This window comes from Pseudanabaena sp. FACHB-1998, assembly GCF_014696355.1.
GTDB lineage: Bacteria > Cyanobacteriota > Cyanobacteriia > Pseudanabaenales > Pseudanabaenaceae > Pseudanabaena.
Window position 1 is genome coordinate 21,712 of sequence record NZ_JACJQA010000045.1, and the last position, 18,314, is coordinate 40,025.

Sequence of the window (18,314 nt, forward strand, 5' to 3'; positions counted from 1 at the left end):
GCAAAGCGCCGCCACTTCTTTCTGGGGTTTTATGCTTAAAAGTATTGACTATTACACAAAAACAAAGCTATATTAGTTAGTTCGGAATTTTAAAACTGTAAAGCCATGCCGCTACCGATTGTTGCCATTGTCGGTCGCCCCAATGTGGGCAAATCTACTCTCGTAAACCGCCTCTCAGGTGAACAATATGCCATCGTCTATGATGAACCCGGTGTAACGCGCGATCGCGTTTATCGTGAATGTTTCTGGGGCGCACATGAATTTCAAGTCGTTGATACAGGTGGGTTAGTTTTTGACGACGAAACTGAATTTTTACCTATGATTCGCGAACAGGCGGAAATCGCCATCCGTGAATCAGTTGCCGTTATTTTTGTCGTAGATGGATTAGCAGGAATTACCGATGCCGATGAGCAGTTGGGCGGCTGGCTAAGAAGACAAAATATTCCTGTGCTATTAGCTGTTAATAAATGCGAAGGCTCTAAATATGGACTGTCGTTAGCCGCCGAATTTTGGAATCTTGGCTTAGGTGAGCCAATCCCCCTATCAGGAATTCATGGTAATGGTACTGGTGAATTGCTAGATGAATTAATTAAGCATTTACCATCACCCGAAGAAGTAATTAAAGAAAGCGATGAAATCAAAGTCGCAATTATTGGTCGTCCAAATGTCGGCAAATCCAGCTTACTGAATTCCTTCATCGGCGAAAATCGCAGTATTGTTAGTCCAATTTCTGGTACAACTCGCGATGCGATCGATATGTCCGTGGAGCGGGATGGCAAGAAATATCGCCTGATCGATACTGCGGGTGTGCGCCGCAAAAAAAATATTGATTACGGCATTGAATTTTTTAGTATTAACCGAGCCTTTAAAGCGATCGGGCGTTCCGATGTAGTTTTGCTAGTCATCGATGCCCTTGATGGAGTGACTGACCAAGATCAAAAGCTGGCAGGTCGGATCAATGACGAAGGCAAAGCTTGCGTAATTGTGGTCAATAAATGGGATGCGATCGAAAAAGATTCTTACACCATCTACGACTACACTGCCGAAGTTAAAAGCCGCCTCATGTTTGTGGAATATGCGCCAATTATTTTTGTAAGTGCGCTGACAGGTCAGCGTGTGACCCAAATCCTCGATCGCGTTGATATTGCTGCCGAACAACACAAACGCCGCGTCCCCACAGCCATCTTAAATGAAGCTCTCACCGAAGCGGTCACATGGCACTCACCGCCTACCAGTCGTGGCGGGAAACAGGGCAAGGTTTATTACTGCACCCAAATTTCAGATAGTCCACCTACGATCATTTTATTTGTGAACGATCCGCATCGCTTTAACGACAATTACAAGCGTTATATCGAAAATCAGTTTCGTAAAACTCTAGGTTTTGAAGGCACGCCCCTCCGATTTATCTGGCGCGGCAAGAAGGATCGCGAAGTCGAAAAATCAAAGAATTCAGCCCTTCGATAAACAAAAATGGCGTAAAGCGCTATTTTTCTAAAAAGATGAGTTGCAGCGCTTCGCGCCGCAACTCATCTTTTTAGTTTTCGTGTTAAGCACTATGACGGTTGCTATGATAACGTTGCTACGATTCAATAAGTATCAGTAGCAGGGAGAACTCATGGAAGAGCGATCGCAAGCACTGCTGAGCTTAGCCAAAGCTAGATTATCAAGACGGATAGCTTTTTGGATTTTTGTCAGTATTGTTGTGATTGAGGCAATTATTCTAGTTCCGTCTTACTTTCGGCGCGAGCAGGAATTGCTGGAACAAACTGAAAATGTCTCAGCCATTCAAGCAAGATTTTTTTTGCAATCGGCTCAATCGATGAAATCGGAGCCACAGCTTTTAGATCTAGCCAAATCTATTAAACGGGATACCAACATTGCAGGCTGGGCGATCGAAGATAATACGGGACGACGCATCATGCAAATGGGAGAAGTATCTACCCTTACTGCTGCCGATGTTCGGGACAAAAATATAGTTCGTCACCGTAGTGATAAGGGCGATCGCTATGATGTCGCATGGAATGGCAATCAATTCGGCAGTGAGTATGTCTTAATTGTTCGCCATAATGTGGAGTTTATTAAACAAGAATTAGTTGCCTATGTTTGGCGAATTATTGGATTAGTGGCGATTATTTCCCTGTTTGTGACGGCTAGTACTTTGGTGATTTTGGGGGCGATCGTCATTTTGCCAATTTTAAAACTGCGTGAAGATCTGGAACTTGTAGCCGATTCGATCAGTCAAGAGCAGATGAATTTGCAATTTCACTCAATGCTAACCTTGAGAAAAGATGAAGTGGGGGAAGTGATGGCTGCCTTTAATCAGATGTATGCCCGCATCATTAAAGAAATTTCTGAACGTAAAAGAGCAGAAGCCATTATTCAAAAGGAAAAGGATACTTCGGAGCATTTATTGCTTAATATCTTGCCTAGCGCGATCGCTGATCGCCTAAAAATGGGAGAAAAAATTATTGCTGATGGCTTTAATGAAGCGACGGTCTTATTTGCCGACATTGTAAATTTCACTGAACTGTCGTCTAAAGTTGCACCAGTCAAATTAGTATGCTTGCTGAATGAAATTTTTTCTGAATTTGATTATTTAGCCGAGAAGTACGGGTTAGAAAAAATCAAAACTATTGGTGATGCCTACATGGTAGTTGGGGGACTACCGACCTATCGCCCCAATCATGCCGAGGCGATCGCGGACATGGCTCTAGATATGCAAAAAGTAATTAACAATTTTGCTAGCGATCTAGGAGAGCCTTTTACGATTCGGATTGGGATTAATACGGGACCAGTGGTGGCTGGGGTCATCGGGATCAAGAAATTTATTTATGATTTGTGGGGAGATACGGTTAACGTAGCTAGTCGGATGGAGTCTCACGGCTTAGCAGGGAATATTCAAGTTTCCGACTCAACTTATGGCATTTTGCAGAAAAAATATAATTTTGCTGATCGCGGCAAGATTATGATTAAGGGCAAAGGAGAGATGCAAACCTATTTTTTAATTGATAAGATCCCTGAAACTATTAATCACGCAAATACTCACTCCAAAAGTTAATTTTTATGCGCTCAGACTTGATTATTTAAAATGCTATGAGCGATTCTGCCAGAATTACTATGACAGACTTAGAAGAACGATCATTTGAATCCTATACCCTTGGAGCCGCAACCTTTGATTTGAGCGGTTTACCTAAGGAATATTACACTCTTGTTGATGGCAGCAAAAGTATCATTTGGGTTCAACCGATTTTTCAAGCACTGGGTCTAAAGTCTTTATTAGCCGCCTCTTTGCCTGTGGAAAATTTTACCCATGCGGTGATTCACGGTAAGGACTATACGGCGGTAGTAATTAAGCAACAGGGTAATTATTTGGCGTTGCTGATCGAACCTAATACCGAAATTATTAATAATAAGTTTTTATTCTGGGCGCAATCTTTTGATGCCACTTCTCTAAAAAACAATCCTAAATTTCAAGTAATTTAAAGCGCCAAAAGAATAGACAAGGAGCAGTAAATGACTCAATCCATCGTTCGTAAATCTCTATATGAGTCCGATTTCTTGCTATGGACTCAAGATACTGTAGCTAAACTAAAGGCTAAGGATTTTGATCATGTGGATTTAGAAAATTTAATAGAGGAGATTGAGAGCTTGGGTAGTTCCTACCGTGATGAGTTAGAAAGTCGTTTAGAAACTTTGTTGGCTCATTGCCTCAAACGGGTTTATGTAGACCTGCCCTACTGTTTTAATGGCTGGCAGAACACAATTAAAGAGCAACGCCGACGGATCGCTCTGAGACTCAGAAAAACTCCTAGCCTTAGGGCAGTTTGGAATGAAATTTTTGATGATGCTTGGGATCTAGCTTTAGGCTCCGTTCGCGACCATTATGAGCCTAAAGGATATCAATTTCCTGATACATGGCAGTTTGGGCGCGACATCGATACGATGCTCAATGCTAATTTTTGGGAATGATGATTAAAGATGGGCGACGCAAAGCGTCGCCCATCTTTAGCTTTTTTAAGCCTCTTTTTGAACAAGTTAAAAGAAAGCTCGCTTCGCGAGCTTTCTTTTAACTTGTCTGGGTTTTAAGCAAGCGCAAAGCGCTGTAATTGTCCAAATAATAAAGTAACTTGAACTATTAGGTTGTTTGTTAATGGCAAAGCTTATGATCTTGAATAGTAAGTGGTTTGTGATTTTGTAAACGCAAAAAGCAAACTGCTAAAGCTATCTTCTCAGGAATGGAGAAAAGATCATGGCGATCGCCTCAGTAAATCCTGCAACAGGGGAATTGTTAAAGACCTTTACGCCTTTAACAGATCAGGAAATCGAACATAAATTAGCCCTTGCCGATCGCACCTTTGCGACCTATAGACATACAAGTTTTAGCGATCGCGCTCAATGGATGCATCAAGCTGCGGATATCCTTGAGGCGAAAAAAACTGAACTTGGGATCGTGATGACCCTCGAAATGGGAAAAACCTTAAAAAGTGCGATCTCCGAAATCGAAAAATGCGCGCATCTTTGTCGTTATTACGCCGAATCTGCCCCCCAATATTTAGCCGATACTCCCGCCCAAACCGATGCGAGTCGAACGATGATTCGCTATCAGCCCTTAGGAATTATTCTGGCGGTAATGCCGTGGAACTTTCCTTTTTGGCAAGTCTTTCGATTTGCCGTACCTGCTCTGATGGCAGGGAATGTGGGGCTACTAAAGCACGCTTCCAATGTGCCGCAATGTGCCTTGGCGATCGCCGAGATTTTTCATGCCGCAGGGATTCCTGAAGGCGCATTTCAAACTCTGCTCGTGGGGGCAGATAAGGTGGCAGGCTTAGTTGCTGACCATCGCATTAAGGCGGCAACCTTGACAGGCAGTGAACCTGCGGGACAGAGTCTGGCGGCGATCGCAGGACATCATCTCAAAAAAGTGGTTTTAGAATTAGGAGGAAGCGATCCCTTTATTGTTTTTAAAAGCGCAGATTTGGAATTAGCAGTCAATACAGCCGTGACCGCTAGGGTGATGAATAATGGTCAGACCTGTATCGCTGCGAAGCGCTTCATTATTGAAGAGGCGATCGCCGAGCAGTTTATTAATAAGTTTGTCGAAAAATTTAAAGCCTTAAAAGTGGGCGATCCCCTGCAACCTGAGACTGATGTGGGACCCCTTGCCACACCGCAAATTCTCAACGAACTCGATTCGCAGGTAAAAGCCTCTGTGGACTTAGGCGCAAAAATCCTTGTCGGTGGTTATCGCCTCAAGGACAAAGGCAATTTCTATGCACCCACAATTTTGGCAGATATTCCGCAAGGTGCGCCGCCTTATTATCAGGAGTTTTTTGGCCCCGTTGCTTCCATATTTCGAGTTAAGAGCTTAGCTGAGGCGATTGCCTTGGCAAACAGCACAGACTTTGGACTGGGGGCAAGCTTTTGGAGTAATGATGAGCAAGAAATTGAGCAGGCGATCGAACAAATTGAGGCTGGGGCAGTCTTTGTAAATGGGATGGTCAAATCCGATCCGCGGGTTCCCTTTGGTGGGATTAAGCGATCAGGCTTTGGTCGAGAATTAGGCTGCGAAGGCATCCGCGAATTTGTCAATATCAAAACTATTTGGATCAAATAAGTGCTTGTCCAAAATAAATTACCCAAACCTGTAAAGTTCCGCCCCGTAGGGGCGCAACTCTAGCTACTTAAAGTCTGTAAAAGGGCGCGAAGCGCCCTTTTACAGACTTTAGGATTAAATAAAAATCACTTTATAGGTGTGATTTACACAATTGCGAAGACTTAAAGATTAAACGACAATCACTTTACAACTGCATAAAGCTCAGTTGTAAAGATTTTAGGAATTAACAACTATGAATACCGCCGAATTATTAGTCAAATGTTTAGAAAACGAGGGAGTGGAATATATTTTCGGTCTTCCGGGGGAAGAAAATATGGCAGTTCTCAACGCTCTAGAGAACTCATCAATAAAATTTATTACGACGCGTCATGAACAAGGTGCAGCCTTTATGGCGGATGTCTATGGAAGGCTCACGGGTAAAGCGGGCGTATGCCTCTCCACTTTAGGACCAGGAGCAACGAATTTAATGACAGGGGTTGCGGATGCCAATTTGGACTGTGCGCCCTTAATTGCGATCACTGGACAGGTGGGAACTGACCGAATGCATACCAATTCCCATCAATATCTCGATCTAGTCGCTATGTTTGAGCCAGTCACGAAATGGAATGCCCAAATAGTCCGTCCTAGCATTACCCCAGAAATTGTCCGCAAAGCATTTAAATTAGCCACCTCCGAAAAGCCGGGCGCAGTGCATATTGACTTGCCTGAAAACATTGCCGATATGGAAGTCACAGGCAACCCTTTATCCACTAAAGGCGATCGCCAACCGATGTTTGCATCCTATCGCAGTCTGTCGGAAGCCGCCCTATTAATTGCCAAAGCCAAAAATCCCTTAGTCTTAGTCGGCAATGGAGCAATTCGCTCCCATGCCAGCCAAGCCGTCACCGATTTTGCCACTCGCTTAAATATTCCCGTGGCTAATACTTTTATGGGTAAAGGTGTCATCCCTTACCGCCATCCTTTAGCCCTTTGGTCATTGGGATTGCAGCAACGGGACATCATTAATTGTGCCTTTGATGAAACGGATTTAGTAATTGCCATTGGCTATGACCTCATCGAATATTCCCCAAAGAAATGGAATCCTAAAGCCACAATCCCCATTATTCATATTGGTGAATTGCCCGCAGAAGTCGATAGTAGCTATATGCCACAGGTGGAAATAGTGGGCGATATTTCTGATTCATTAGTGGAAATTATGCATCGTTGCGATCGCACAGGCAGATCTGAACCTCATGCGATCGCCCTACGTCATAAAATCCTTGCCACCTATGAGCAGTACGCCCATGACGAAGGCTACCCCATTAAGCCCCAAAAAATTATCTACGACCTCCGCCAAGTCATGGGGGATGAGGATGTAGTCATTTCCGATGTGGGCGCACATAAAATGTGGATGGCAAGACATTATCACTGCGATCGCCCCAATACCTGCATTATTGCCAATGGCTTCGCCGCAATGGGTATTGCGATTCCGGGGGCGATCGCCGCAAAATTAATTAATCCTCAGCGCAAGATTGTTGCTGTCACAGGTGATGGCGGCTTCATGATGAATATGCAAGAACTCGAAACGGCGACTCGCATCGGTACACCCTTTGTAACTCTCATCTTTAATGATGGCGGCTACGGACTGATCGAGTGGAAACAAAATATTCACTATGGCAGATCGGCTTTTGTCAAATTTGGGAATCCTGATTTTGTAAAGCTAGCCGAAAGCATGGGACTCAAAGGCTATCGGATCACCTCAGCGATCGACCTAATTCCTACCCTCAAAGACGCTCTAGAACAGAATATCCCAGCCGTTATCGATTGCCCCGTAGACTACAGCGAGAATATGAAGTTTTCTCGCAAAGTTGGTGAATTAACCTGCCCTTTATAATACTTACTCGGGAGATGGCTCTATGCAAGATAAAAACTACCGCTATCAAGATTTTTACAATCAATCCTTTCAAGAAGAATTGCGGATAGAAAATCCAGCTACCGTTGACTTTACGGGTGCGAGACTAACAGGCTGCGATTTTCAGAATACAAATCTTACGGGTGCTGATTTCTCAAAAACAGAAATCAAGCATGATTATAAAAAAATACAATCTGAAATTAGTCAAATAGCTTTACATATCCTTTGGGGTATTCCGCTCGGCTGGTTATCATGGCAGCTTAACTATGTCTCTTTTGGATGTGGCATGAGTGATAACTTACCTAACCTCTATGGATGGTTCACCAATCCTCTCTGGATTGTGGGCTTTGGAGCAGCGACAGTTGTTTCCTCTCGGTGGATGTTTCTAACATTTCTGGGACTTATTAGCCTATTGGTCATTACCTCAATTATTCTTAGCCCTGCTGTCCCCGTAATGGGCATTATTATTATGGTAGCCGCCTTTGTCGCCGCCTTATTTGGCATCTACCTTGGCTATCGCAAAGGCTCGATCTCTATAGGAATGATCTGGATTGCAGTGGGAGTATCTTCAGCAATTTCATCGGGCTACAGTTGGCTCCGTTACCAAGAGATTCATTTTGCCCTTCTATTTGCCGCATTAGCAATTTTACCCGCCGCTCTAGCAACTCAAGCATTTACAAAGCACTTGCGTAAAGTTAAATCCGCACTGATCACTTCCTTTGATGGGGCGGATTTAACTAAGGCAAGATTTATCAATGCTGACCTTGAAAATTGTGATTTTACAAAGGCAAATCTTACAGATGTTGATTGGCATGGCGCAACTTTTAAAAATTGCAAATTTCCTAAAAACTGGGCTAAGGATGACCACCAAGCGATCGCATCACCGTCAGAGTATGCTCTGGTATTAGAAAAGCTATAAATTTGTGAATTAAAAATTAAACCCAGTAAGGATTTTAAAATCACAAAATGACTATGCATTTTGTGATTTTGGATAACTCTAATGCTAGAAATACCCGATGTTTTTAAAGGTCTATTAATACTTATTTGTGTGTTTGTCCCCATTGAAAAAATATGGTCAATGCACAAACAAAATTTATGGCGTGATGGCACAATTACCGATCTTTGCTATTACTTTGCAGGGTTTTTTATTGGTAAAGGGACAACTCAATTATTGATTATCGTTGCATTGTTGAGTCAAGGATCGATGCCGATATTGACAAGTTTTACTTCACAGCAGCCCTTGATTTTGCAAGTTCCCGTAGCAATTTTTATCGGTGATTTAAGCTTTTATATTTTGCATCGGTTGATGCATACTGTGCCTTGGCTGTGGAAGTTTCACGTAATTCATCACAGTTCCGAGCAGATTGATTGGCTATCTACTGTACGGGTGCATCCTTTCGAGCAGATTTTAACCAAAGCCTGTCAAATGATTCCCCTTTATTGGTTAGGCTTTTCGACACAAGCGTTAGCAATTTATGCAATTTTCTCTAGTGCGATCGCCTTTTTTATCCATGCCAATATTCAGATAAAAATACCGATTATTAAATGGATTATTGCTACGCCCGAATTTCATCGTTGGCATCATGCCAGCAGTCCCGAATTATCCAATAAAAATCTTGCCGTTCAGCTACCAATCATTGATTATTTATTTGGGACTTTTCATCTATCTTCAGAAAAATCACCTTCAAAGTATGGGTCTAAACTTAAAACCAAAACTAGCTATTTTAAGCATTTATCCTATCCATTTATAGAAATCCTCAAAATTTGAACTTAAAAGGGGCTGAAGCACCTTTTAAGTTCAAATACTAAGAAAGCCTTTAAAAGCGTTGCTTTGCAGCGCTTTTAAAGGCTTTCTTGATTGGGTGCTAAGCGCTCCAGAGCATATCTCGCGGCTGAGGCAACCTGCGGATGAGCATCCTTAACTAGATAATTTAAAGCGGACAAACTTTTGTCACAATTCAAATTTCCTAAGGCTTCCGCCAAACGTTGTCTGGTCAGCCAATCATCAGACTGAGCAAAACGTAAAATTGCATCCACACATCGGATATCGCCAACTTCTCCTAGAGCCGCGATCGCCGCCTGATGCAACATGGTTTCCTTGCTATCTAAGGCTTGCATCAGCGCATCATAGGCTCGTAAGTCTCCCAGATTTCCCAAAGAAACAGCCGCACTAAATCGTACCAGCCATTCCGTATCTTCATAAAAAGCTCGCAAAAGCGGTTCTACAGCCCGATTATCTTGCAAATAACCCATCGCCCCCGCCGCATCGGCTCGAATTCCATAATCATTCTCCGTCTCTAAAATCTTGGCTAGGACAGGAAAACAATCTTCCGTATGCTTTAGCCCCAAGGCAAATACCGCCATCGACCTAATCTGCAAATTTTCATCGTCAATTACCTTCAAAATTAAAGGCACAGCCTCCTCTGGAGCCAAATCTCGCAAAGACACCAACGCCCGTAGGCGATCGCGAGAATTTTCACTCTCTAGTTGTTCAGCAATATTGCTTATATTTAGATTTGGATCAGGTAAAGACATAAAAATTTCTATAAATTTATAAAGTTTTAACCAATGGTAACGCTCCAGAACTTAATAAAAACTAAAATTGTTCCGTCGCGCGAAGATTTCAGACCAAACAATTTGTAGCGATACTTCCAATAAAATTTTAAGATGCCCCGATAGAATGAATTAACATCAAAACTAGGTATGCTAGGATACAAACGCAGTCTGTACTTATGTAGCGAACTTATCAGTATACAGAGGCATGAAAGCTTATTTTATATAAGCCTAGTCTAATAAGACTGTCTTAATCGTTTTGTTAATCTTATAAATCAAATCGATTAATCTGCACAAAACCCTAAATTTACTCTCGTGAGGAGTGGAATATGAAAAAAGTATCTTTGAATTTGGCTGGTAGCCTAGGCTTGCTTGGAGTTTTTGGCGCGGTAGCGGCGGCTCCAATGTTCGCCGAAACCACCACAGGCGTTTCGGAAATTAGCCAAGCTATTAGCAGCGATCCAGTAGCCCAAAACGTTACCTCCGTATCTCAGCTAAGTGATGTCAAGCCTACTGACTGGGCTTTCACCGCACTACAATCCTTAGTAGAACGTTACGGTTGTATCGCTGGTTATCCTGATCGCACCTTCCGTGGAAAGCAAGCAACTAGCCGCTATGAATTTGCTGCGGGTTTAAACGCTTGCTTAGACAAAATCAACGAAATTATCTCTGCTGGTCTAGCTGACAAAGTAAGCAAAGAAGATCTTGCCACCTTGCAAAAGCTTCAAGAAGAGTTTGCTTCTGAATTGGCAACCCTTCGTGGTCGTGTAGATGCCCTTGATGCTAAGACCGCTAAGCTCGAAGCTCAACAATTCTCTACCACCACTAAGCTTTCTGGCGAAGCCATCATGGCAGTTACAGGCGGTAGTGGCAACACACTCGCTCCTACTAACACCAATGTTTTCGTTACTAGCCGTGTTCGTCTCGACCTCAACACCAGCTTCACTGGCAGTGACTTGTTGAAAACCAGACTCGAAGTTGGTAACTCGAGCGGCTCTGTACCCGGTACATTTGGTGCAGCAGCTCCCTTTGGTGTTGGTACTGATAGCAATATCGGTTTTGATACCTACGGTCAAGACTATGCAGGTGCAAGCAACAACTTCACCCTTGCTAAACTTCGTTATGACTTCAATGTTGGCGATCAAGTACGTGTATCCTTGGGCCCTGTAATGCACGCCTACGATCACATTGATACCAACAGCTTTGCAAACAACGAAGCCGTAGACTTTTCTTCCACATTCTTCATCAATAACCCTCTCCAAGTTTTGATTAATAGTCAAACAGGTGGAGCTGGTGCATTTATTGATTGGAATATCAACAAGACAGCTTTTAGCCTCCGTGCGTTGTACTTAGCTGGTAATGCATCACAGCCTACAGCCGCCGCAACCAATCGTGGTTTGTTTGGCGATCCTTACCAAGGTACTGTTGAACTTGAATATGCGCCTAAAGCAGCCGACGAATCTAAACCTTTTGCTCTCAAGCTTCAATTCACCAGAGGTGCAGTCGCTAATGCTGATGTCACTTCAGGTGGCGTAAACTTTGAATGGGCATTTTCCAAGAAAATTGCAGCATTCGGACGTTACGGTTTTGGAACCATTGACAATCGTGGTACAGCAGTTGGTACGGCAGGTTCGTTTGCAAGTACTCTTGGCGTAAATGCTGGGGTAACTTCCAACAGCCTGAGCCCTCAAACTTGGATGTTTGGATTTGCTTTCCCTGACTTGTTTAAGGAAGGAGCAATGGCAGGTATTGCTGTTGGTCAGCCTTTCATCGAAAGCAAGATTGGCAACGCAACCCAAACTAACTTGGAATTGTTCTACAACTTCCCAGTGTCTAGCAATATCAGAATCACTCCTGATGTTCAATTCATCTTCAACCCCAACAACAGCAGCGCTAACAGCACTATCTTTGTTGGTACTTTGAGAACTGTATTCTCCTTCTAAGGCTGAATAAAAAATAAAAATAAAAAAGAGGTCACATCGTGACCTCTTTTTTATTTATCTAATACCCATGAGCGCTTTAGCCATCGGGAAATAGGTAGCCCATACTTTGGGATCGGGACGACTAGCCCATTCATCACGAGAAACAATCAACTGCAAAATAATCGCTGCTTGATCTTGACTTTGGGCGGTAACTTTTACTGCTACATCCGACACAAGCACCTCGCGATCAAAAGTGCGTTGGGCTGCCGATCGCGCCAATATTTCCGCTCTACGGGTCATAACCGTAAAGCCTTCATCTTGATTGACAGGCAAACGAATATCCACCTCACGACGCTCAGCTAAGGCACTGCTGGCGATCGCTAAAGTTGATAAAGTGGCGATCGCTGACACCATTAAGCAATTAGTCACTCCCCGAAGATATCTAGCAATAGAAATTATCGAAGAAACATGCGAGTTATTTTTCATAGTCATATTCGCCAGAAACTCACAAAAAAATTTATAGAAAAATCGCCAAGATATTAGCAAAAAACTGGGAAAGATGTGTGCTATTGTCTGCTAACAAATTTGGCTTTAAAGTTTAGCTCATCTAAGCTCTTATTTGTCAGCCATTTTTGGGAAATCTAGGATTTATGATGTTCTGCACTCTAAATTCTCGAAACCCGTCTATATATTTATCGTCATGGAGGTCATCTAGGGGGCGTTATGTCAAAAGTTCTGATTAGTAGTTTGATTGATGAAATCAATGCATTGTTGAGCCGCCCTGTAGGATCGGTATCGAGGAAAGCATCCCAAGATACAATTCACCAAAGAGAGCAGCTCAAACAGTTGCGATCGCATCTTGAAACCCTAACAGACGATGCTCATCTGGGTAACTTAGAGCAGCAATATCAAGCTTTGGTAACGCGCTTACAAAGACCAGCCTATCCCCATAGTGAAGAGCCTTATGAAATTACCGTAAATGCTCAGATTAATACAGAGCGCACAACAGAAAAATCTAAAACAGATAAACTAGAAACATTGCCACCCCTATTAGTTAGCCCAGTAATTAGCAACTTATTTGGCGCTGAATCTGACTTAGTAATGGAGACTAGCACCATGACAAATGGCACACCCGAACCTAATTCTACGTTTGTCAACGATCGCATGATTGCTGCTCTCCAGCAAGCGATTCAACAAACGCTGCAACAAGTAGTTAAGGAGTCTGTCCAGCTATCGGTACAGGAAGTAGTCAGCCAAACTCTCGCCGTCGAAAGGGCGCTTATGGTGGGTGAAATTTCTGCTAGTCTCAATAAAATGGTGGAAGCTCAGCAGCAATCACAAATTAATCAAGAATTAATCAACTTAAATCAGCAAAAACAAAAGCTTAGTGCCGAAATATCGCAACTAGAAGGCGATCGGGCAAATTGGATGCAGCAGTTTCAAGCTTTTCAAAGCGCCCATCAAGAATCCTTAGATCGCTCATTGCAATCAGTTAATAACTATTTGCGAGATCAAATAACCGATACAGTGCAACAGACAATGGCAGGAACAGTAGCGAGTACTGTAAACCAGACTGTGGCTCAGACCTTACAAGATAATTTAATAAATCTATCATCCCCAACTGCCGACCCCATAGAGCCTAGCTCCGTCTCACCGCAGGAAGCTGAATTTGTCAACAAAGTCCAAGAGCAAACCGATCGCTTTTTATTACATCTAGACGAAATGTTTAATTCCACATTTCGATCGCTAGAGCAGGATATTCAAAGCTATCAAAGCTCGATCGCGGCAAAACTAGATCACATTGAAACCCTTGAGCAAAAGGGAGAAGCCTTAATCAACGCCTTAGTTGATCGCATTAGCCAACAGTCGGAACAACAAGTTCCTAGTCCTAGAGTTATAACTAGCCCAGAGATCGTAACCTCTTTGCCTGAGTTACCCGATGATATTCCTATTCACTATCTCGAAACCGTAACTGAGCCTGCTGACGAAAATCTCATTAGTGCCTTATTAGCGGGTAATGAGTTTGGAGAACCTATTAGTGAAGTATCTGAAGTTAACGAGCTAGAGAATGATCTCCAGAATTTGGAATCACTTGCCGAAGTGGGTTTCATCGAAATTGAACCCTTAGATATTGCCATGCCTTCCGAAGTGGGTTTTATCGAAATTGAACCCTCAGACATTTCCATATCTTCCGAAGTGGGTTTGGATGAATTTAGAGAAGATAGCGCCTCGGATGAGGTAGTTAGCTATCGTGAAGATATTGCAGAACTGGAATCTTTGATAGCCGCAGTCAACCCTAGGGAAGACAAGATCGAGCCTAATGTAACTGAATTTGAAAGCTTACTAGGAGCATCTCCAGACACTCTCTTTGAGAAGTCTATCGAAAAAGATACTGCCCCCAACCCTTTAATTGATATTTCGCTAGATGGTCAGATTATTGAAGACCGTCAAAGCGCTTTGGCAGCAAGGGAGCTAAATCCAGACTTTGATGTAGAAGCCGCAACCCAAATAGTTGAAATGTTCGATATGCGTAGAACTGATAGGGAAGAATCCCTCTTCAGGGAATATGATCAAGATTTACAGCAAATGGATATGGGTGATATCACTGAGCCTGTCACCCCTGAGCTTATGTTGTGGTTAGACGAGCGCAGTGAACAAACTCCCATTAATATAGTAGAAGTCTCACCAGATGAAGATTTAATGTCTTGGATAGGCAGTGAAAATCTGGATATGGGCGAAAACTTTGCTCAAGAGAACTCTCAAGAACCTATTTTTAATCCTTCATCGGAGCTATTTATTAAGGGTAATAAAGATCGAAAAACTTTAAACAAAGAAAGTAATCAAAATATAGCCGTAGTTCAGGAAAGCTCAGACTATAAAATTACGGAACCAATTGAGCAATTTCTAAACCGATCTCTCAGCGATCAAGCGGAAGATTCAGAGGAATCGCTGATTCTACTGACTAATAAATCTAATGACAATGCTAATGATTTTCCAGAATGGGAAGATTCGTTAGTTAATGAACTCAGTTCTGACCTCGAACGTCTTGAATCTGGGATTGGGGGCGATCCATTGATTGCGGCTAATCTTGATCAGTTTATTCGCAATACACCCTATGCTTTCACTAGCTGGGATGCGGAAGAATCTGAGTCCTATCCCACGATCATTGATATCTCTGTGGGAGAACCGAATAAAGAGGTTACCCCCCAACCATCGTCTCTAGAGTCTTCAGATATACCACAAATCATTGAGAATCCGAATGCTCTATTTATAGAGCAGTTTGCGGACTCATTTACCAATTCTTCTGACGATACTTCACTTATTTTTCAATCCAGAGAACAATTAGAAGTTGATAATCCAGACTCTCTAGGATCACCCTTTGATACGGAATCTAAGGAAATACCTGAAATATTTGATAATCCTGATTCATTATTCGATTCCAATGCCGACGAAAGAGAAAATACTAGAACGGAAGCTGCATCTAGTGATGATATGGATGCGATTTTTGCTGAGGTAATAGCTGAAAATGCTGCCAAACATACATCACCACCCACACCCTTTGACAGTGATGATGAACTTGACCAGTTATTTGTGCGATCGCCTGAAGTCGCTGAAGTCCCTGAAGTCTCTGAAGCTAATATATTTTCGTCAAATCTTGAACAAGACTATCTCAATGATCTTTCTAGCAACACTCTCCAATCTGAATCCGTAGACAAAACAAACACAAATTCCCTTGAAAATGAGAATAATTTTAATACTCTTTTATTTGGGTTTGATCCTGTAACTGAAAGTGAACATGTATTCAATCAGTTTGATACTTCCGAAACTCATCGCCGCGAAGATATTGATACCGTAATGCAATCATTGTCACCAGATAGGAGCGAAGGTATTGATTTTGGTGCAGAGACAATACAGGATTCGATAACTTTTTCAGAACCAATTGAAATTATTGAAGAGTTAGATACAATTCTGCAAGGATTTGCGTCTACTGAAATGACAAGTAGTGCTTCAGACGCAACCAGTTTTATTGCCATTGAAGATGCGCCAACCGTTTTAGAAGACCCTACAGAAAATCTCATTCAAGACAATGATTGGAGTAGTGTTTTAGAGCAAATAGAGGCAACTCTAGTCCAGCCAATTTCTAAGGAGAAATCTGAGAATAAGCCTAGTGAAAGTGCGGCAGAGCTTTCAGCAGATGAGTTTTTCGCATCTTTAGAATATGAAAAGCTGAATAGTTTCGCCGATTCTGTAGACAAGCCTAAATCGGTTGCTTCTTCTTTAACTTCCTCAACTTCCTCAAATATAGCGATCGCCAACATTGATGAGGCAAACTTTAATGATTTAGATGGTGACCTCGATAATTTCGGTAGTGATAATGATGAGGATGAAGACTTATTGCTCAATGAGTTTGCGGATTCCCAAAACAATAAATTTGATAATGAGTGGGATAACCTGCTTAACGATCTCAATTCTTTTAATTTTAAAGAACCACTACTGGATGAGCATCGCGAGCAACTTGGGCTATCTTCCGTCGCACCTATTACAGACTCCTTAGATAATGTTCTTGACATTGATTCATTGGTATTAGAATCTCGTAGTCAATCCTTAATTCCCGCACCACCAGAGAAAGAAGTTTATAGCCTTAATGACAATTGGATTTTAGGTGTAGATTTTGGTAGCACTGCCATTCGGGTTAGTCTACTCAATGCGAATACAGGTAAAGTATATCCGCTCTATCTAGATGAAGCTGATGAAATGCCCTGTAAGTTAGTGTGGGATTCCGATCATAGCCTTGACGATCCCATAAATAAAGAGATTCGAGTGCTTGTTAAAAAGAATCAAAGTTCTAGTTTAGAAGAAGGAGAAATGGCTTTAGTCCATTTCAAGCAATTCTTAAAATTAGGGCTTCCCTATCGAGGAGTCAGTACTTGGCAGCCAATACTTCAATGGACAGACAATTGCCAAGTCAGTCTTCGGTGGTTAATTGCGGGACTAAAAAATCTATTGGAACAAATTCAAACTCGTTCCAATCATCCCAAATTACCTGATGTTGGTTTAATTCTCTTAAAGCTAAGTGGAGTTGTCTTTGGTTATCCCTCAAATTGGTCGGACACCTATATCTTAAATGTCCGCGAAGCAATTCTGAAGGCGGGCTTAGTCGCGCAACCAGAGCAGGTAATGTCGGTCGAACAGGCGATCGCCCCCGTTGTGTCTTTACTGCACGATCAGAAACTCTCTCAAGAAATTACGCTGTTAATTGATGCAGGTGCTGTTACGACCAGTCTTTGCTTAACTAAAGGGATAAATAAACAAGCAATAGATCGCTCTAAGATTCATGTACGCAGTCTGGACTATGCAGGGCTAAGTATTAGTCAAGATATTATTGTGCAGTTGTTCTATCCCCATTGGCAATTAATCACTAATCCTAATCGTCATCTTTTCAAATTCGATCATCTAAGCATTCCAGAGATTGGCGTATCTGCACCCCAGCAACGTAGCCTCCTTCAGCAGTATCTATTGAGTTCTCAAATTGGACAACAAATGATGGATCTTGCCGATCGCGTCAAAGCTACATTTGGTAGAGATAGCAATCTTGAGACATGGAATGAAGAAATCTTGGGGCAGCCTATTGTGGTGCTACGTCGTGAATTGGAAAACTTGATTTTGCAACCATTTATTCAACGACTTAACCGAGAACTTAACTTTATTCTCAGTAATGCGGGGATTTTAGGAGAAGATGTGCATCAAGTATTATTACTTGGTAGTACGGTAAATATCCCGCTTCTATCGCGTTGGCTGTCTCAAAAACTCCCCAATGCAGTTATTGATCCTGTATCTACTTCGATAGTTGCCACAGGCTTAGCAGTTTCTCCACTCTATCCTAATTTCCACGATGTGGCTCGTCAGCAATATTCTGACTATTTCCTGTTACAAGAAATTTGTCGCTTAAATCTAACTAAATCCATTAATCCCACTCAACTCCTAAAGAATTTACAAATGCGTGGCATTAATATCAAATCCTGTCGCGATCGCATTCTCACCATTTTGCAAGGAGATTTGCCTGAAGGACTTTTCCCTTGGCAAGAAGTGGAACAGGGCGTGGTACTGGAAGATCCGACTCTCAGTAGTGAGCTATTTTCTGGACGATTATTTGAGTTGGAGACTGATGGCACATATCAGCCTAATATCGCTAAGTTCCAACAACTGCGTGTTTATTTACAAGCGATCGTTGGCAATATGAGCCAAACTCTGAGCGAACCGCTTGTTTTTCCTGAGGTTAATGTATAGCTGTTGCCATTCTTAATTAGGACACAAAACCCAAGAAAGGAGTTGC

General features: G+C 42.3%; 12 protein-coding genes. 10 read left to right on the forward strand and 2 right to left on the reverse strand.

Annotated elements, in window-relative coordinates:
* The first annotated feature begins 105 nt into the window (after positions 1-105).
* From der to H6F42_RS17875, 8 genes are all read left to right on the forward strand, one after another.
* The gene (gene der, locus H6F42_RS17840; RefSeq protein WP_190400725.1) at positions 106-1,464 is read left to right on the forward strand and encodes a ribosome biogenesis GTPase Der; all 1,359 of its coding nucleotides are present in this window, start codon (positions 106-108) and stop codon (positions 1,462-1,464) included.
* Positions 1,465-1,615: 151 nt separating this feature from the next.
* On the forward strand, positions 1,616-3,058 hold the full coding sequence (locus H6F42_RS17845; protein WP_190400726.1) for an adenylate/guanylate cyclase domain-containing protein: 1,443 nt from the start codon (positions 1,616-1,618) through the stop codon (positions 3,056-3,058).
* Positions 3,059-3,117: 59 nt separating this feature from the next.
* The gene (locus H6F42_RS17850; protein ID WP_242018505.1) at positions 3,118-3,483 is read left to right on the forward strand and encodes a hypothetical protein; all 366 of its coding nucleotides are present in this window, start codon (positions 3,118-3,120) and stop codon (positions 3,481-3,483) included.
* Between the two features lie 30 nt (positions 3,484-3,513).
* Complete coding sequence (locus H6F42_RS17855) at positions 3,514-3,969, forward strand: DUF29 domain-containing protein (RefSeq protein ID WP_190400728.1); 456 nt, start codon at positions 3,514-3,516, stop codon at positions 3,967-3,969.
* A 280-nt stretch (positions 3,970-4,249) separates the two neighbouring features.
* Positions 4,250-5,614, forward strand: coding sequence for an NAD-dependent succinate-semialdehyde dehydrogenase (locus H6F42_RS17860; protein WP_190400729.1), 1,365 nt, complete (start codon positions 4,250-4,252; stop codon positions 5,612-5,614).
* Positions 5,615-5,846: 232 nt separating this feature from the next.
* Entirely contained in the window at positions 5,847-7,487 is a 1,641-nt protein-coding gene (locus tag H6F42_RS17865) for an acetolactate synthase large subunit (RefSeq protein WP_190400730.1), read from the forward strand.
* Positions 7,488-7,509: 22 nt separating this feature from the next.
* The gene (locus H6F42_RS17870; protein WP_190400731.1) at positions 7,510-8,424 is read left to right on the forward strand and encodes a pentapeptide repeat-containing protein; all 915 of its coding nucleotides are present in this window, start codon (positions 7,510-7,512) and stop codon (positions 8,422-8,424) included.
* Positions 8,425-8,505: 81 nt separating this feature from the next.
* Positions 8,506-9,273: a sterol desaturase family protein gene (locus H6F42_RS17875; RefSeq protein ID WP_190400732.1), complete on the forward strand. Its 768-nt coding sequence runs from the start codon at positions 8,506-8,508 to the stop codon at positions 9,271-9,273.
* Positions 9,274-9,347: 74 nt separating this feature from the next.
* On the opposite strand, the gene H6F42_RS17880 is transcribed toward H6F42_RS17875, so the two are convergent.
* Complete coding sequence (locus H6F42_RS17880; RefSeq protein WP_190400733.1) at positions 9,348-10,040, reverse strand: HEAT repeat domain-containing protein; 693 nt, start codon at positions 10,038-10,040, stop codon at positions 9,348-9,350.
* 347 nt (positions 10,041-10,387) lie between these two features.
* Here H6F42_RS17880 and H6F42_RS17885 point away from each other — a divergent pair, with 347 nt between their 5' ends.
* Positions 10,388-12,001 carry an iron uptake porin gene (locus H6F42_RS17885; RefSeq protein WP_190400734.1) on the forward strand — a complete coding sequence of 538 codons (1,614 nt, stop codon included), beginning with the start codon at positions 10,388-10,390 and terminating at the stop codon, positions 11,999-12,001.
* Positions 12,002-12,055: 54 nt separating this feature from the next.
* On the opposite strand, the gene H6F42_RS17890 is transcribed toward H6F42_RS17885, so the two are convergent.
* Complete coding sequence (locus H6F42_RS17890; protein ID WP_242018506.1) at positions 12,056-12,466, reverse strand: hypothetical protein; 411 nt, start codon at positions 12,464-12,466, stop codon at positions 12,056-12,058.
* Between the two features lie 237 nt (positions 12,467-12,703).
* On the opposite strand from H6F42_RS17890, the gene H6F42_RS17895 reads away from it, so the two are divergent.
* On the forward strand, positions 12,704-18,268 hold the full coding sequence (locus H6F42_RS17895; RefSeq protein ID WP_190400735.1) for a hypothetical protein: 5,565 nt from the start codon (positions 12,704-12,706) through the stop codon (positions 18,266-18,268).
* Positions 18,269-18,314 lie beyond the last annotated feature (46 nt).

Coding starts and splice junctions, on each gene's coding strand:
- H6F42_RS17850 (WP_242018505.1), top strand. CDS start 3,118: ATGACAGACTTAGAAGAACGATCATTTGAATCCTATACCCTTGGAGCC.
- H6F42_RS17880 (WP_190400733.1), bottom strand. CDS start 10,040: ATGTCTTTACCTGATCCAAATCTAAATATAAGCAATATTGCTGAACAA.
- H6F42_RS17865 (WP_190400730.1), top strand. CDS start 5,847: ATGAATACCGCCGAATTATTAGTCAAATGTTTAGAAAACGAGGGAGTG.
- H6F42_RS17870 (WP_190400731.1), top strand. CDS start 7,510: ATGCAAGATAAAAACTACCGCTATCAAGATTTTTACAATCAATCCTTT.
- H6F42_RS17845 (WP_190400726.1), top strand. CDS start 1,616: ATGGAAGAGCGATCGCAAGCACTGCTGAGCTTAGCCAAAGCTAGATTA.
- H6F42_RS17875 (WP_190400732.1), top strand. CDS start 8,506: ATGCTAGAAATACCCGATGTTTTTAAAGGTCTATTAATACTTATTTGT.
- H6F42_RS17860 (WP_190400729.1), top strand. CDS start 4,250: ATGGCGATCGCCTCAGTAAATCCTGCAACAGGGGAATTGTTAAAGACC.
- H6F42_RS17855 (WP_190400728.1), top strand. CDS start 3,514: ATGACTCAATCCATCGTTCGTAAATCTCTATATGAGTCCGATTTCTTG.
- H6F42_RS17895 (WP_190400735.1), top strand. CDS start 12,704: ATGTCAAAAGTTCTGATTAGTAGTTTGATTGATGAAATCAATGCATTG.
- H6F42_RS17885 (WP_190400734.1), top strand. CDS start 10,388: ATGAAAAAAGTATCTTTGAATTTGGCTGGTAGCCTAGGCTTGCTTGGA.
- der (WP_190400725.1), top strand. CDS start 106: ATGCCGCTACCGATTGTTGCCATTGTCGGTCGCCCCAATGTGGGCAAA.
- H6F42_RS17890 (WP_242018506.1), bottom strand. CDS start 12,466: ATGAAAAATAACTCGCATGTTTCTTCGATAATTTCTATTGCTAGATAT.